Raw genomic sequence first — 15,213 nt, 5'->3', positions numbered from 1 at the left:
AAATTTTATTGACCACTACAATTTGTACTTACCCAGCGCTCTAAAGTTCGTTCTGAGTTTATAAGCAAAAATTCCATCGTTGCTTTACGATCTAATTTACCAAAATTCATGAAACCAGCACGAAATAATAAATTTTTAAATGTATCCATAATAAGTAGTCCAATAAATAAATACCTAAATACGTTCCTAAATCCGGCAAAAAATAATTAAATGAGATCATCGAGATAAATTATTTTGTGTTTTTTCATTCTTTTTTTAGATTGATAAATTAGTTTCAATCCAAATAAACGAATAATCACCAAAAAGAGAAAACATATAAAAACAGGGCTTACGATGGGGGTTTTGCTTGAACTGGGAATACGCGCCAATATGGCGTAAAATACCTTATTTAACATAATATAAATTATAGGTAGTTAATGTATATATAGAAAGAGCGATTAAATGCGCCCTCACTATGTCCAATACTAGACGGTGTCGGACATTAAGTGGTTTTATTACAATAACAAGTATTACTAATACAGATGCTTTATTTTCAAATTGTTCAACCAATAATTAATAAGCGCTCAGCTGTATATTCGTTAGTAATTAATCCACTGATCATGTTTGACCTTACTGCGCCCAAAATGGCCAATACTTTTTCTTCGCCAGCAGCTATCGCATAGATCTGTTTGTTAGCACTTGTTTTTAATGGCGTACTTGCTACACGCTGATTAACTGTGCAATTAAAAGCTTACCGTTTTTATCAAACACCCAACTAATCATTTCGCCAACAGCACCAAGATCTTGTAATTCTGTAAGTTCTTGCGCATCAATAAAACCATCCATATTTAGTGGCGATTTTTCACCTAAGCTACCAATACCTATAAATGTTACATCGGCGTCTTTAGCGAGTTTTAAATTGCCGGTTATATTTTGCTGTGCGTGTAATTGCTCTTTTTCTTCAATGCTTCTTGGTAAAACTGGCAATGGCATTGGATAATGTTTTGCATTGGTATGTTCGGCCATTCTTACTACAACATCATAAGGTGAAGCCGATCCATCCAAAGCCATATTACCCAGCATTGCTACAATTTTATATTGTGGGCAATCAACGGTTCTTAGTTCATCCACACATGAACGTAAAACTCGACCGATTCCCATTGCAACGACTTTAGGTTGTTTTGATTTTAAATGACGTTCTATTTCTGCCGTGCCAGCTTGAGCTAAACCTAAAGTAGATGAAGGTCCAGACGGATCACTCGGTACAACTTCACACGAATCTAACCCAAAACGGCTTTTTAATTTTTCGGCCAAATCCATACATTTTGCAATAGGATGATCGAGCCTAACTTTTATTAACCCTTGGATAACTGATAATGCGACCATTCTTTGTGCAGATTGACGAGATATATTTAGCTTTTTAGCAATTTCATCTTGTGTGTTACCGCCAACATAATATAACCACCCTGCTCTGGCTGCATCATCTAGCTTTCTAATTTCTGTATTTGATAGCTTTACCACGTAAACCTCTTAAAACATAAGGAAAACTAAGTCCTTATTTTCATTGCATAATTTTAATTCTATGTGCTGCTATATAAATTTTTTAGTATCTAATTATCAATAACGTTTTTGTTATTTATAGTTGTAAATATACCATTCCTTAATAAAACACCTAGGTTTCATATGATTATGTAATTAAAATAAGGTGCTATTTAAGGTTATTTAAAGTTCGTAGGAGATATAAAAGCAGGTAATCCTTTAAAAATAAGCTGTTGGTCAAACCTATGAACAGTTTATTTATTAGTGTTTTTTTAAGCAACGTTCTTGAGCTTATGATGGGGTTAGCTTAGTATTAAAGCACTTAGATGTATTCAAAAATAGAAGTAACCTACATATGGAATTTGTTCGCCCGCTTGAGCCTATCCTCATCATTGACGATGTAAAAGAAATACGTGATTATCTAAACCAAATTCTAACCGAGTTAGGTTATGAAGATATTTTAGAAAGCGTAGATTTTAGCTCAGCAAAACCAGTTATTGATGAAAAGTCGCCTAATGTTATCTTTTTAGATGTTGATTTACCGGACTCTGATGGCACCGATATTTTAGAATTTATAAATATAACTTACCCGCAAGCACACGTTGTAATGTGCTCTGGCCATAACAGTTTTGAAAACGTACAAAACACGTGGGAACTAGGTGCAAAAGGATTTATTGCAAAACCATTTAACGCAAAAAAAGTAGACACCGTAATGAAGCGGCTCGAACTTATAGAATAGTTGGTATATAAAAAGGTTAGCATGCACAGTATAGTAGTAACAATTATAGACGATTTATCGAGTGTTATATTTGGTAAACAACAACAAATTAAATTGGCACTTACTTGTTTGCTTAGCGAAGGCCATTTACTAATAGAAGATTTACCTGATATGGGTAAAACAACGCTCTCGCATGCTTTAGCGGCTGTGCTTGGTTTATCGTATCAGAGAATACAATTTACTAGCGACTTACTACCCGCCGATATCCTAGGTACTAATGTATTTAACACAAGCGAGCATAGCTTTACGTTTCATAAAGGACCTATTTTTAGCCAAGTTGTTTTAGCCGATGAAATAAATCGAGCCGGCCCTAAAACACAAAGCGCATTACTTGAGGCAATGGAAGAGCAACAAGTTACTGTTGATGGTAAAAAGTATACATTGCCCAACCCATTTTTTGTTATTGCAACACAAAACCCTCTTTATCAATCAGGCACTTATCCCCTTCCTGAATCCCAATTAGATCGTTTTTTAATGCGTATTAGCTTGGGATTTCCGCCAAAAGAGGCGGAAAAACGTTTAATTTTAAATATGCAAAAGCGTGATTATGCTCAATTACCACAACGTATTGAGCAGCAACAATTAGCGCAGATTCAAACACACATTCAGCAAATAATTTTAAGTTCACCAGTTGTTGACTATATCATTGAGCTTGTTAATTTTACGCGAAGTAGCAATGCTTTTGCAGCGGCGCTTTCACCAAGAGCAAGTATGGCGCTTGCTAAAGCGGCAAAATCGTGGGCATTTATAGATGGCCGCGATTTTGTATTACCTGAAGATGTTCAAGCTGTATTTACGAGTGTGTGTCTACATCGCTTAGGGCTGCATAATGAGTCGGGAGAATCGCAAGTTAACGATATTTTAAAAGCAGTGTCGGTTCCGGTATAAAATTTTATGCCAAAAAAATCGATTAAGCGCCCTACTTTATATACCTCATTTAAACGTGCTGTTTTTAATAAATTTTTGAAAAGTAAGCATTTAAAAAATTCAATTACGCTTGAACATAACACTATTTATGTTTTACCGTCGTCTCTTGGTTGGTACTTTATTGTTGTCGCTATTTTAAACTTTGTGATGGGTATTAATTATCAAAATAATTTAATTTTAATAATGTCCTACCTTATGTTTGTAGTAATAGTAATAGCTATTTTAATGGGTTATAGCAACGTAAGAGGCTTAACTGTCACATTTAAAAATGTGTTTTCGAGTTTTGCAGCGCAAACACCCAGCGCACAATTTATTTTACAAAGTACACATGCGTGCCAGTCAATATCGCTTATTTATCAGGGTATTACTCAAACTTATTGTCACCTTGATGAAATAAATAACACCGCCGTTACTGCAACGCTTAATTTACCTTATGAGCAACGTGGACGTTATGCTTTTCAGCGTATTAAAATTGCTAGTAACTACCCTTTTGGTTTAGTAACTGTTTGGAGTTACGTTCAACCTCAAGCAACTGTATTTGTCTATCCATCGCTTGAAAAAGTACACAGTGATGCACATGTTAGTTCACTTGATGAACAGGCCGATAATGGCAAAGTAAAAAAACTCGGAAGTGAGGAGTTTGAACATTTAGTTATTCATCAGCCAGAGATGGGGCTAAATAGAGTATCTTGGAAACACTATGCTAAAACTCAACAGTTATTGGTAAAAGAATTTGTTGATTTTAAAACAGCAAATGCTTTGTTTGATTTTAATTTAATGACAGGCGGTACTGAGCAGCGCTTAAGCCAATTGTGTTTTTTAGTCTGTGAAGCCACAGAGCAAAACAGCTCTTTTATGTTAAAACTGCCAAATAAATCGATAGAAATAAACACAGGTCAACAACACAAGCAGCAGTGTTTAGAATGTTTAAGTGCTTATGATGGCGATGTATTATGAATGACATCAAAAATGAAAAAATAGTTAACTTTTCATTGTGCTTTATCTACGCCTTTTTAATTGTGTTTTTTATTGCACATTTACCCATTGCATTTGTGAGTGTGCTAGCTACGTTATGTGTATGGAATTTTGTAATTGCCTTTAAAAACACTAAAAAGCCCAATGCATGGCTTGCAAATATATTGGCTGGCTCTTCTCTAGTTGTAATGATTTACAGTGTTGGAATGTCCGATACGGTTATATTATTTGTTGCTATGTTACTGCTTTCTAGTATTTTTAAATTGCTACAAGCTAAAACAAAAAAGCATTATCATATTATTATTACCCTTACTTTTTTCTCTCTCTCGTCTGCGTATTTATTTAACCAAAGTATAATAACAACCTTAGTTGTAAGTGGTTTGTTTATACTAAACTTTGCTGTACTTGGGCTGTTAGAGTCAAAGCACAACTTAAAAATGGTTTCAAAACAAAGTAGTAAATTATTTTTAATGGCATTGCCGCTGGCAATATTTTTACTTTTGTTTTTACCTAAAATACCTGCATTTTGGCAGTTACCAGGGCCAAAGCTAGCCAAAACGGGCCTTTCTGAGCAGGTAGACCCATTTGATATTGCAAAGCTTTCTAATTCTGACGAATTAGTTTTTAGAGCTACATTTAATCAACGAGCCCCCAGTTCCCCTTATTATTGGCGAGCTATTGTGCATGACGAATTTAATGGCAATGCGTGGCTTACGTCTGACTATTTAAAATATAATAATCAATCTAACAACAGCTCAAGCGTTACAAACAATACCCAAAAACTGGCGAACTATACGATTATTGCAGAGCCTGCTACCCAAAAATGGTTATACGGATTGGCCTATTCAATGAGTAATAGCAAAAACGTAAACAACAGTTTGCTTGGTATATTACGTAAAAAAAATTATCAGGCCAAAAGTTTACAATACAATGTCAGCAGCTTTGACTTTGAAAGTACTGCGCTTGAGCAGTTTGAAAAAAAACGCTATACGTATCTTGCTCACAAACAAAATAGCCAAGCCTCTGAATTAGCTAATGGTTTAATGCAGTATGTTAATTCAGATCGTGATTTCTATAATGCCTTGTTACAGTATTTTGTAGAAAAAGAGTTTAAATACACACTTACGCCTTCCCCTATGAGTGGCGATAATACAATTGATCAGTTTTTATTTGAAAACAAACGTGGCTTTTGTGGGCACTATGCTAGCGCCGCTGCGTATATTTTTAGAAATGCAGGCATACCTGCTCGAGTAGTAAGTGGTTATTTAGGCGGTGAATTAAATCAAGATAATAATACGCTAACAGTTCGCCAGTACGACGCGCATGCGTGGGTAGAAGTATATTTAGAAAACGAAGGTTGGGTTATTTTTGATGCAACCGCCGTTGTTGCCCCCGAACGATTAAATGGATCTCTTTCACAAAACGATGAACTTAATGATGAGTTTAAAAGTAATCTTGATTTTGGTTTAGTAAGATTAAGCAACTTTGCTGCTATTAATTGGTTAAGACTCGAGATTGAAAATCTAGATTATAAATGGTCTAGCTGGGTTTTAGGGTTTGATGACGAAAAGCAAAGTGACTTTTTAAAATCACTTTTTGGTAGTAAAAATAGTTGGTTGGTGCCTCTAATAGTGCTTTTAATCGCTGGTTTTAGCTTTGCAGGCTATTTTGTTTATTTAAATTGGCCGCAAAAAAGTAAAACAAAACACCCTCCTATCGTCAAAGAGTACCTTGATATTTTACGCTGGGCGCAAAAAAATAAAGTTATTGCACCTGAGCACTTAACGCCAAACCAGCAACTCGAATATATTTCGCAAAAAAAACCTGAAGTTGGGCTATTAATCATCGAATTTAGTCAGTTATTTAACCAAGTACGTTATGCTAAAACGCCATTTACAAAAGAGCGTAAAACTCAGGCTAAAGATCTGATAAAATTAATTAAAAGCACAAATAAGAGAAAAATATGAATGCGGTTGTTATAGGCGTTATTTTAATGCTGGGGCTTACTTTAGTCCGCGTAAATGTCATAGTGGCAATGACACTCAGTGCCCTTGTTGCAGGTTTAACTGCAGGCTTAGGTTTAAAAGAAAGCCTAGATGCATTTAATTCCGGTTTGTCGGCCGGCGCTGAAATTGCTTTAAGTTATGCCATGCTAGGCGCATTTGCTGTAGCAATTTCTAAATCGGGTTTAACGCGAATTTTAGCTGCTAAATTACTTGCTAAGGTTAATGCTAAAGATGGCGGCAGTGAAACTGTACTGAGTTATTTTATATTATTAATTATTTTAGCCTGCGCCGTATCATCGCAAAACTTGGTACCTGTACACATTGCGTTTATACCTATTCTTATTCCTCCATTACTTGTGGTATTTAATAAACTTCGATTAGACCGCCGTGCCATTGCGTGTATTTTAACGTTTGGTTTGGCCACATCCTACATGGTTTTACCTTATGGCTTTGGCGGTATTTATTTGTATTCGATTTTGCATAAAAATCTAGTCGATAACGGCTTAAGCATAGTCAATACCCAAGTACCGATGGCAATGATTATACCCGCTATTGGTATGTTTATAGGTTTACTTATTGCGGTATTTTTTACCTATCGTAAACGCCGCGATTACAAAGAACAGTCGCTTACAATTGAGAGTAAATCAGTGGCTGTCGAGAATCCTAAAAAAGTGATGCTGGTTGGTTTATTTGCAGTGCTCGCCTCTTTAGTTGCACAAAACGTAAGTGGCTCAATGATTTTAGGCGGCTTAGTCGGCGTAATGATTTTTAGCGTATTTGGTGTTGTTAAATGGGAAGAAAATGGCGACGTATTTAGCAAAGGCGTTGCAATGATGGCGATGATTGGTTTTATTATGATATCAGCACAAGGTTTTGCATCGGTTATGCAAGCCACTGGCGATGTAGAGAGCTTAGTAAATAGTGCCGCTACTTTATTTGATGGAAATAAGCCCATAGCTGCAGCCGTTATTTTACTTGTTGGATTACTGATCACAATGGGCATTGGTAGTTCATTTTCAACAGTGCCTATTATTGCAGCCTTGTTTGTACCTTTGTGTTTAGAGCTTGGTTTTTCTGTAATGGCCACTGCCGCTCTTGTCGGTACCGCTGGGGCATTAGGTGATGCAGGCTCCCCTGCGTCAGATTCAACACTTGGCCCAACATCAGGTTTAAATGCCGATGGGCAGCACGACCATATTTGGGATTCGGTTGTACCGACCTTTGTGCACTTTAATATACCGTTATTAATATTTGGTTGGATTGCGGCAATGGTGCTTTAAGTGGTATTGATGTAAATATTAGTGCGTTTAATTGAGGCTCTATTTGAGAAAAGGTATGTTTAAAGCATACCTTTTTACTACTAACAGTTCTCAGCCCTATCAATTAATAGCTCTCTATTCTGATTACTCTAGTCGTTAATATTAACATCGCTGTTGAGATTATATTTAATATAAATCTAGTATGATGTGTTCTTTTTGGTTTTTTATATAAGCACCAATTAAGGTGCTTATATAATTTTACTCTACCGCGTCTTTGAAGCGTTAAATTATTCGAAGCCGTAGATCATTTTATCGCATACTACCGGTGTCGGTCTGTGATTATCATCCACTGCAACAAACGTAAAGCTACCACTAATGGCTGAATGCTTGTCGTCTTTATGCATTGTTTCAAGCAATATATCTACATCTACTTTTAAGCTGGTATTTCCTACATGTACAACTTTAGCGATTAACTCTGCAAAAGTACCTGCTGGTATTGCCTCTTTAAAATCGACTCTATCAGATGAAATAGTTACCAAAGGTTTACGACAAAAACGAGTCGCTGCTATAAATGCAACCTCATCCATCCACGCCAGTGCATCACCACCAAATAATGTGTTGTGATGGTTAGTACGCCCAGGAAATACGGTTTTAGTTACTGATGTAGTTGAATCTTTAATACGCTGTGCAATTATTGCATCGCGATTTATGTCAGTCATAAATCCTACTTTTTGTTTGCTAATGTATCTTGCATTAATAATGCAGGATCAAGGCGTTCGCCTTTCCAGTTAAAACGCCAATCTAAGTGAGGACCAGTAACACGGCCGGTTGCACCAATTTCAGCTACTTTATTGCCTTGTTCAATTTTGTCACCCTCTTTTACATCAAGCTTACTCAAATGTATGTATGTGGAGGTAATGCCATGGCCATGATCAATAATTAATGTACCGCCTGAGTAGTATAAATCAGGTTCAGAAAATACCACGGTACCACTAATTGGCGCGTAAACAGGAGAACCTGTTTTATTAGCGATGTCTAAGCCAAAGTGCGGACGACGAGGCTCGCCATTAAAATAACGTTGGCTGCCGTAAACACCCGATATACGCCCTTCTGCAGGCTTTAACACAGGGTCTAAAAAGTACAGTAAATCAGAGTCAACTTCTCTCGCTTTTCGCACAGCAACTGCTTCGCGGCTTATACGCGCACTAACTTCTTTTGGCGGAGAGACATATTTTTTAGCTACGCCGGTAATTTTATCAATTTTGTAGTCGCGCTTAGTAATAGCAATTGGCTGTGAATACGATTTACCATTGTTATCTACCCATTTTAAAGTGTGAGTAGTTTCAGCGTCACGACCAAAACCAAACACAAAATCACCTTGTGCCGATAGTTTTAAATTTTCACCATTTAAACTAACTGACTTTACGTTTTCAAGCTTACCAGTAACTAAACCGCCTTGTGTTAAATGCCCTTTTAGCTCAAGCGCCATAGCACTAAAGCTAGCAGAGGCAACAAGCGCTGTTGCTAAAAGAGTTTTAAACATAACTAATTGACCCTTTTCCGACACCTTCATAAGCAGTCACTTTTACAGCTTTTTCTGGGTATTGGGCTTTAATTTGGCCAGCTACATGTTCAGCAATACATTCTACAGTGGTATCTACGGGTAAAATGTCGCAACGAGACTCGCTAATAGCCATTTCAAAATAACCTTGTGCCGATGTATAGGCAAAGCATACATCATCCACTTTTGCTGTAATATGTTTTAAATCAGGTGCGTTAATTTGATCTTCACTGGTCGCTAGATAAATATCTTGCCACTTTAAAGACCATTCTTTTTGTAAGCGCGGCATAGAAATACCATCAAGGCTTATGCCTATTTGAGAGCGATGCCCATGAATAATACGCTGGCAATTACCGTCATGCTTTTTAAGACCATGGCTATAATGATAATAGAAGCTTTGGCTGTGTTCAGGCTTAAGAGACAGCTCAATTTTTTCTATGTTATCTGGCAGCTTTGGTAAAATTGTTGCAACTAAAAAGTCAGTCACCGATTCAACCGTTACTTCATCTGCGTTAATCATGCAATAAGCTTGATGAGGAGCACTCATCGCTAAGTGGTTGTTTTCACCAAATGTGCAGTCGAGTGTTTTATGCTCATCAAACTCAGACACTGTGCCATTAAGGCCTGTAGGAATTGCTAAACGGTGATCGATACACTCATCTATAATGCCTTTAATTTGCTTTTTAACTAAACCAAAGTCTAAAACCATAGACTCTTTATTAAGTTTACCGTGCAAAGTTAAATCAACAATCCAGCTCTCGCCAACGGCGCCGCGTTTGTTACATAAGTAAGAAAAATCAATCACAGTTAGTGAGTTAACAAAAAGGATCATAAACTTCCTTTAGACTGGTTATAAGACAGCGCTAATTATAATGATTTCTGATTGTAATTGCGCGGTTTTATAGAGCAAAAACCAATCGAGTTGATTGATTGATGATTTAATGCGCAATATTTTGATTTTTTAACTGCTCCGAGTTGTTTAGCGTACAAGTGTACGCTAAAGTACTTGGCAATTTCTAAGCGAAGATAAGTGTTATGGAACCTAAAAATAGCTATACAAAAGAAGAGTTGATCCTGTGTGGTCAAGGTGAAATGTTTGGTGAAGGTAACTGCCGTTTACCAAGCGACAACATGTTAATGATGGATCGCATTACCTCTATTACAGCTGATGGCGGTATTCATGGTAAAGGCGAAATTGTTGCTGAGCTTGATATTGACCCTAGCCTTTGGTTTTTTGATTGTCATTTTAAAGGCGATCCAGTAATGCCAGGCTGTTTAGGCTTAGATGCTATGTGGCAACTAGTTGGCTTTTACTTAGGTTGGTCTGGTGGACCTGGTCTTGGCCGTGCGCTAGGTGTGGGTGAAGTTAAATTTACTGGCCAAATTTTACCAACTAATAAAAAAGTAACTTACCGCCTTGTAATGAAACGCGTTATTAAACGTAAATTATTTATGGGTGTTGCTGATGGCACTGTAGAAGTCGATGGCCGAGTAATTTACGAAGCTAAAGATTTAAAAGTGGGCTTATTTCAAGACACTAGCGCGTTTTAAATGACTCAACTTAAACTGTTTAGGTTGTAAATTTAGCGAACAAACAAAAAGGCCTCCAACGTGGAGGCCTTTTTGCTTAAATTCAATTATAGATTATTATGTTTTGTACATGTTGCGATTTTCTATCGCCTCACGCCAACCACCTAACCACTCCGATTTGGGATCTACTTGTTGATAAGGGCATAGCTCTTTTGAGCGACCTGCTAAGCCTGCTTTAAAACCTTGAGAATGAGCTCTTTCTAGACGATCTCTTTTCTGTCTCTTCATCGGTAATATCCTCACCTTTTTATTTATATATTGTGTAGCATTAGTGAAATCTACATTTAATGAATAGTTAATAAAAATGTAAAATTCAAATCATAAAAGCAATTAAAGTGTTTGACTTTAACTAAGCTGCTGATGCAAAAATGAATTAACATTTAAAAAAGTAAGTGGTCATACAACATTTAATTTGACCGGTTTTATGCGAAATAAAATACGACTTAATAATCGCTAAAATGTACTTAAGTACATAAATTACGACTCGTGTGTTTTGAGTAAGTTCCAAATAAAAATGTAATCGTGACACTTTTATTGCAATTATTTTTTATTATCGATTTATTGCAATATGAACTATTTTTAAACAATTTAACTTTATACTTGATTATTTAAAGTCGATCGGTCTAATATAAGTTCATGAACAAAAATACATCAATACCTGTACGCCGTGGCCGCCCACCTAAAATAGCCAGAGATAACGCCGATACTAAAGCGTTACTTATTCGCACGGGCCTAGAAACCCTAACCGAATTTGGTTTTAGCGCCACAGGGCTAGATACCATTTTAAAAAAAGCAGCTGTACCTAAAGGCTCTTTTTACCATTACTTTAAAAGTAAAGAAGCCTACGGTATTGCATTGGTAGATGCGTACGACTGTTATTTTATTGCCAAACTTACCCATTATTTACAGCAAGAAGATGTCCCCCCACTTGAGCGAATTGTTAATTTTACCCAAAGTGCGATTAAAGGGATGAAAAAATACGATTACAAACGAGGCTGTTTAGTAGGTAATTTAAATCAAGAACTCAATCACTTAAGTGATGAGTTTAAAACCAGATTAATGCAAAGCTACACCACATGGCAAAACCATGTAGAAGAATGCTTAAATCAAGCGAAGCAACAAGGCACTATTGCAAACAGCGTAAATACACACCTAATGAGCGAATATTTTTGGATTGGTTGGGAAGGCGCAGTTATGCGTGCCAAGCTCACAAAATCAAATACCCCACTTACTTTATATACAGAAATGTTTTTACGCGCATTATTAACCTAATGCGTTTTTATTTGCCAGTTAAAAGACGACCGGTCTAAAAGGATATCCCATGAATAAGCCAATTAAAGCCATTGTTATTAATAAAGAAGATAATAACTACAGCGCCTCATTATCAACTATCGAAAATAGTGAGTTGCCAAACGAAAACGTATCTATAAACGTTCTATACAGCACGCTTAATTATAAAGATGGCTTGGCGATTACAGGTAAAGGGCCGGTAGTACGAAGCTTTCCAATGGTACCTGGTATCGACTTAGTGGGTACTGTTACAAATTCTACCAGCGATGAATTTAAAAACGGCGATAACGTAATTTTAAACGGTTTTGGCGTGGGTGAAAAACATTGGGGCGGACTTGCACAAAAAGCAGCACTTAATAGCGACTGGTTAATCCCCTTACCTGCCGGGATCTCCCCAAAACAAGCTATGCAAATAGGCACTGCAGGATATACCGCCATGCTAAGCGTGATAGCGCTCGAAAAACAAGGTATTACACCAAATTCTGGTGAAATACTGGTAACAGGTGCCAATGGTGGCGTAGGCAGCTTTGCTATTTATTTACTAAATCAACTTGGGTTTAACGTAACCGCTGCAACAGGACGGTTAGATCAAAACGAGTATTTAAAAAAGCTAGGTGCAACACAAATCATTAGCCGCGATGAGTTCTCGAACCCCGGTAAACCACTACAAAAAGAACGTTTTGCTGCAGCGATAGATTCTGTCGGTAGCCACACACTTGCAAACATTTGTGCTTCATTAAAATATGGTGGTGTAGTTACAGCGTGCGGACTTGCACAAGGTATGGATTTACCTGCCTCAGTTGCACCTTTTATTTTACGTGGTGTATCACTTATTGGTATTGATAGCGTAATGCGCCCTAGAGCAGATAGAATTGAAGCATGGGATCGTTTAGCTAAATTAGTCAACGCTGATTATTTAGATAAAATTTCGACTGAAATAACGCTAGAACAGGTAATTGATAACGCAGAGCGACTTATGGAAGGTAAAATTAGAGGTCGCGTTGTAGTTAATTGCCAAAGTTGAGCTATTTGCACTGTTAAAGCCTCCTTATTAAATTTATAATACAATTTGTATTTTAATAACGAGGTAACACCTATGAGCAACCAAGAACTTTTCAGTAATAACCCACTGCAAGGCGTAAAATTAGAACAAGTGGTTGAAGAGCTGGTTGAACAATACGGGTGGGAACTCCTGCACGCTTATTTACAACTTAACTGTTTTAAAAATAACCCCGATATAAAATCTGCGGTTAAATTTTTACGTAAAACACAGTGGGCACAAGAGAAAGTAGATAATTTTTATCTATACCGTCTTAAAAACTTGCCTAAGCCTGACGATGTTCAATATGAACTCCCCCCACGTGACCGTGTTATCCCAGCGGATCATAAACCTGGTGAACCATGTGAACTTAGTTTTGTTGATGCGAAGCGAATTATAGAAAAGAAAGAAACTAAACAACGTGCTCGCGATCGTAAACAACGCTCTAATTCTAGTAACCCTTGGGGTAACTAAAATAGTTTCAGCTTAATGTTATTAGAGCTGCTGTAGTTTACACCACTCTAATAACACTAAATTCATTCTCATTCTGTCTATTTATTATGATAATCATACTATTGCAAATAAAAGTTTAGAGTTTATGTTCACCTGAAGGAAGTGAATAGAGAGCCCTATTTGCAGCCTCAAGTGTTTCTTTTATCCAGATGTTGTATACAAACAGATTTCTCTTTGCTATCTGCGCTATTTCGTCGGCTGGGATCAGTTCTCTGTCTGTTAAAACACGTATTGCTTCAAAATCACATTCATCGGAGCCTGTTGCAGATGCCCATTTTTTTAAATCGTTTATGCATTCATTCAATGTTTCATCGTCGTAGCAGGAAATTATTTGAATAATAAGGGAATATCTCCAGTCATTATCGGCTTTACTTGCTGCAACAAGTACTCTATCGACTTCATTTTTGCCAAGCTTTATAAAATATTGATAAATTGGGCCAGCAATAGGCCAATTAGGATCGCATGTCGAAGACAATAACTCGTCTAGGTATTCCGTGTTTTGTGGATAGCCTATAGCAATAATCTCATCTACTGACGCTTGATCCCCTTTATCTAATATTTTATTAGTCATTTGTATTCCTTTTTATATGCTTGATTATTCAGCGGTATGACAACATAGCAATTTTTGATCATCTATTAACTAAATACTGACAGCAATTTACTATAAATGTAAGCTGCGTATCGTTGTGTAAACCTGACTTTCTTAGTACTTTATATACTTCAAGATTAAACCACTTTTAAGCCAATATTGCCCTTAATAATAAATGTGTTAAACGCAGTAACGCTTTGAAACTTTGGTAAAATATAATTGGTGTGGATCACTAAAAGGAAATTTTAATATGCAAACTAACTTGGTATCAGAACAGTTTAAACAGCAAGGCTTTGTATTAATTAAACAATTAATTGAACCTAGTACAATTGCTAAACTTCAAAACTTTTGCCAGCATTTGGATGATGAGGCAAAGTCACACTACTTTTTAGGACAATCACTCGATAATATTGCCATCATCCAAAATGCAGATACCCCATATATATCGCGTATCAATTCACTCTTTCTGTTTAAACCTCAATTCGCTTGCTTATTAGCACATACTAAACTCATGAATTACGTTGAGGCTATAATTGGTGAACCCGCTTTACCGACCTATGAATCAATTGTAATTAAGCATTCACAAGATACGCACGGTTTTGATTGGCACCGTGATATGCCCGTAAGCACGCAAATTCCAATTATAACTGTAGGTATATATTTAGATGACGCAAAAGCAGAACATGGGGCTTTAAAGGTGATCCCTCGTTCTCATTGTAGCCCATTAAGTGTGTGCGATATAAAACGCCAGTTAACAAATTCGGAGTTAAAAAGCTTAGATGTTACAGCCTGTGCAGGAGACGTAATAATACATCATGTAAATACAGTTCATTCATCAACAAGGCAGGAAGCCCAAGCAATACGCAGAACTATATACTTTGAATTTAGGGCTTTATCGCACCTTATCAATAATCCGATATTTCCAAATGAATGGATTAAAAAACGCCAAGCACTCATAAAGAACATACAAACACTCAGCGCAAAACACCTTCAACATGATATACAGCTACCCAGTGATTTTTATGAAACGCAAATACAAATGGAGGCGGCAGAATATTGTATCGAGTTTATCAAATAAGTACTCTGTTTCTATTTGCGCATTTATGCTGCGTTATCGCCTATTTATGGGGAACACCACAGACTATAGGCTCTGCCTTGCCTAAATACC

The 15,213-nt window shown here is 36.7% G+C and carries 16 protein-coding genes and 1 pseudogene; 10 read left to right on the top strand and 7 right to left on the bottom strand.

What is annotated here, in order from left to right:
- Positions 1-5: 5 nt before the first annotated feature.
- Together CWB66_RS22225 and CWB66_RS10050 are read right to left on the bottom strand one after the other, a co-directional pair.
- Entirely contained in the window at positions 6-149 is a 144-nt protein-coding gene (locus CWB66_RS22225) for a hypothetical protein (RefSeq protein ID WP_171037488.1), read from the bottom strand.
- 392 nt (positions 150-541) lie between these two features.
- A pseudogene (locus CWB66_RS10050) lies at positions 542-1,500 on the bottom strand (sugar-binding transcriptional regulator).
- A 373-nt stretch (positions 1,501-1,873) separates the two neighbouring features.
- On the opposite strand from CWB66_RS10050, the gene CWB66_RS10045 reads away from it, so the two are divergent.
- The 5 genes from CWB66_RS10045 to CWB66_RS10025 are packed head-to-tail and all read left to right on the top strand — an operon-like array spanning position 1,874 to position 7,484.
- On the top strand, positions 1,874-2,257 hold the full coding sequence (locus CWB66_RS10045) for a response regulator (RefSeq protein ID WP_138585274.1): 384 nt from the start codon (positions 1,874-1,876) through the stop codon (positions 2,255-2,257).
- Positions 2,258-2,278: 21 nt separating this feature from the next.
- Positions 2,279-3,184 (top strand): AAA family ATPase, encoded by a 906-nt coding sequence (locus tag CWB66_RS10040; RefSeq protein ID WP_138585273.1) that lies wholly within the window; start codon positions 2,279-2,281, stop codon positions 3,182-3,184.
- Between the two features lie 6 nt (positions 3,185-3,190).
- On the top strand, positions 3,191-4,180 hold the full coding sequence (locus CWB66_RS10035; protein WP_138585272.1) for a DUF58 domain-containing protein: 990 nt from the start codon (positions 3,191-3,193) through the stop codon (positions 4,178-4,180).
- A complete protein-coding gene (locus tag CWB66_RS10030; RefSeq protein WP_138585271.1) occupies positions 4,177-6,165 on the top strand; it encodes a transglutaminase TgpA family protein in 1,989 nt (662 codons plus the stop codon). The genes CWB66_RS10035 and CWB66_RS10030 overlap by 4 nt, the downstream gene beginning before the upstream one ends.
- Positions 6,162-7,484 carry a Na+/H+ antiporter family protein gene (locus tag CWB66_RS10025; RefSeq protein ID WP_138585270.1) on the top strand — a complete coding sequence of 441 codons (1,323 nt, stop codon included), beginning with the start codon at positions 6,162-6,164 and terminating at the stop codon, positions 7,482-7,484. The genes CWB66_RS10030 and CWB66_RS10025 overlap by 4 nt, the downstream gene beginning before the upstream one ends.
- Before the next feature lie 266 nt (positions 7,485-7,750).
- On the opposite strand, the gene CWB66_RS10020 is transcribed toward CWB66_RS10025, so the two are convergent.
- Genes CWB66_RS10020 through CWB66_RS10010 form a run of 3 tightly spaced genes read right to left on the bottom strand, consistent with a single transcriptional unit; the run spans position 7,751 to position 9,856 of the window.
- Entirely contained in the window at positions 7,751-8,182 is a 432-nt protein-coding gene (locus tag CWB66_RS10020) for an acyl-CoA thioesterase (protein WP_138585269.1), read from the bottom strand.
- A gap of 5 nt (positions 8,183-8,187) precedes the next feature.
- Positions 8,188-9,006: a M23 family metallopeptidase gene (locus tag CWB66_RS10015; RefSeq protein WP_138585268.1), complete on the bottom strand. Its 819-nt coding sequence runs from the start codon at positions 9,004-9,006 to the stop codon at positions 8,188-8,190.
- Positions 8,999-9,856 carry a 6-carboxytetrahydropterin synthase gene (locus CWB66_RS10010; RefSeq protein ID WP_138585267.1) on the bottom strand — a complete coding sequence of 286 codons (858 nt, stop codon included), beginning with the start codon at positions 9,854-9,856 and terminating at the stop codon, positions 8,999-9,001. Before CWB66_RS10010 ends, CWB66_RS10015 begins: the two co-directional genes overlap by 8 nt.
- A 203-nt stretch (positions 9,857-10,059) precedes the next feature.
- Here CWB66_RS10010 and fabA point away from each other — a divergent pair, with 203 nt between their 5' ends.
- Positions 10,060-10,575, top strand: a complete 516-nt coding sequence (gene fabA, locus CWB66_RS10005) for a bifunctional 3-hydroxydecanoyl-ACP dehydratase/trans-2-decenoyl-ACP isomerase (RefSeq protein WP_002960896.1) — start codon at positions 10,060-10,062, stop codon at positions 10,573-10,575.
- A gap of 96 nt (positions 10,576-10,671) precedes the next feature.
- Here the strand turns inward: fabA and rmf are convergent, their stop codons facing one another.
- Positions 10,672-10,842 carry a ribosome modulation factor gene (gene rmf / locus CWB66_RS10000; RefSeq protein ID WP_002960897.1) on the bottom strand — a complete coding sequence of 57 codons (171 nt, stop codon included), beginning with the start codon at positions 10,840-10,842 and terminating at the stop codon, positions 10,672-10,674.
- A gap of 408 nt (positions 10,843-11,250) precedes the next feature.
- On the opposite strand from rmf, the gene acuR reads away from it, so the two are divergent.
- From acuR to CWB66_RS09985, 3 genes are all read left to right on the top strand, one after another.
- Complete coding sequence (acuR, locus tag CWB66_RS09995; protein ID WP_138585266.1) at positions 11,251-11,886, top strand: acrylate utilization transcriptional regulator AcuR; 636 nt, start codon at positions 11,251-11,253, stop codon at positions 11,884-11,886.
- A 49-nt stretch (positions 11,887-11,935) separates the two neighbouring features.
- Positions 11,936-12,928 carry an acrylyl-CoA reductase (NADPH) gene (gene acuI / locus CWB66_RS09990; protein ID WP_138585265.1) on the top strand — a complete coding sequence of 331 codons (993 nt, stop codon included), beginning with the start codon at positions 11,936-11,938 and terminating at the stop codon, positions 12,926-12,928.
- A gap of 72 nt (positions 12,929-13,000) precedes the next feature.
- Positions 13,001-13,417 (top strand): VF530 family protein, encoded by a 417-nt coding sequence (locus CWB66_RS09985; RefSeq protein ID WP_077537918.1) that lies wholly within the window; start codon positions 13,001-13,003, stop codon positions 13,415-13,417.
- 115 nt (positions 13,418-13,532) lie between these two features.
- Here the strand turns inward: CWB66_RS09985 and CWB66_RS09980 are convergent, their stop codons facing one another.
- Positions 13,533-14,027: a DUF5071 domain-containing protein gene (locus tag CWB66_RS09980; protein WP_138585264.1), complete on the bottom strand. Its 495-nt coding sequence runs from the start codon at positions 14,025-14,027 to the stop codon at positions 13,533-13,535.
- A gap of 268 nt (positions 14,028-14,295) precedes the next feature.
- Between CWB66_RS09980 and CWB66_RS09975 the strand changes: the two genes are divergently transcribed.
- On the top strand, positions 14,296-15,123 hold the full coding sequence (locus CWB66_RS09975) for a phytanoyl-CoA dioxygenase family protein (protein ID WP_138585263.1): 828 nt from the start codon (positions 14,296-14,298) through the stop codon (positions 15,121-15,123).
- The last annotated feature ends 90 nt before the right edge of the window (positions 15,124-15,213 follow it).

This window comes from Pseudoalteromonas sp. S558, assembly GCF_005886635.1.
Classification (GTDB): Bacteria; Pseudomonadota; Gammaproteobacteria; order Enterobacterales; family Alteromonadaceae; genus Pseudoalteromonas; species Pseudoalteromonas aliena.
The sequence above is the reverse complement of the archived record's forward strand: the minus strand, read 5'-3'. Positions and strand labels throughout refer to the sequence as shown.

Bases quoted from the DNA above. Each gene is read 5' to 3' on its own strand.
- CWB66_RS10035 (WP_138585272.1), top strand. From the start codon at position 3,191: ATGCCAAAAAAATCGATTAAGCGCCCTACTTTATATACCTCATTTAAA.
- CWB66_RS10020 (WP_138585269.1), bottom strand. From the start codon at position 8,182: ATGACTGACATAAATCGCGATGCAATAATTGCACAGCGTATTAAAGAT.
- acuR (WP_138585266.1), top strand. From the start codon at position 11,251: ATGAACAAAAATACATCAATACCTGTACGCCGTGGCCGCCCACCTAAA.
- CWB66_RS10030 (WP_138585271.1), top strand. From the start codon at position 4,177: ATGAATGACATCAAAAATGAAAAAATAGTTAACTTTTCATTGTGCTTT.
- CWB66_RS10045 (WP_138585274.1), top strand. From the start codon at position 1,874: ATGGAATTTGTTCGCCCGCTTGAGCCTATCCTCATCATTGACGATGTA.
- CWB66_RS10025 (WP_138585270.1), top strand. From the start codon at position 6,162: ATGAATGCGGTTGTTATAGGCGTTATTTTAATGCTGGGGCTTACTTTA.
- CWB66_RS09975 (WP_138585263.1), top strand. From the start codon at position 14,296: ATGCAAACTAACTTGGTATCAGAACAGTTTAAACAGCAAGGCTTTGTA.
- CWB66_RS09980 (WP_138585264.1), bottom strand. From the start codon at position 14,027: ATGACTAATAAAATATTAGATAAAGGGGATCAAGCGTCAGTAGATGAG.
- rmf (WP_002960897.1), bottom strand. From the start codon at position 10,842: ATGAAGAGACAGAAAAGAGATCGTCTAGAAAGAGCTCATTCTCAAGGT.
- CWB66_RS10010 (WP_138585267.1), bottom strand. From the start codon at position 9,856: ATGATCCTTTTTGTTAACTCACTAACTGTGATTGATTTTTCTTACTTA.
- CWB66_RS09985 (WP_077537918.1), top strand. From the start codon at position 13,001: ATGAGCAACCAAGAACTTTTCAGTAATAACCCACTGCAAGGCGTAAAA.
- CWB66_RS22225 (WP_171037488.1), bottom strand. From the start codon at position 149: ATGGATACATTTAAAAATTTATTATTTCGTGCTGGTTTCATGAATTTT.
- acuI (WP_138585265.1), top strand. From the start codon at position 11,936: ATGAATAAGCCAATTAAAGCCATTGTTATTAATAAAGAAGATAATAAC.
- CWB66_RS10015 (WP_138585268.1), bottom strand. From the start codon at position 9,006: ATGTTTAAAACTCTTTTAGCAACAGCGCTTGTTGCCTCTGCTAGCTTT.
- CWB66_RS10040 (WP_138585273.1), top strand. From the start codon at position 2,279: ATGCACAGTATAGTAGTAACAATTATAGACGATTTATCGAGTGTTATA.
- fabA (WP_002960896.1), top strand. From the start codon at position 10,060: ATGGAACCTAAAAATAGCTATACAAAAGAAGAGTTGATCCTGTGTGGT.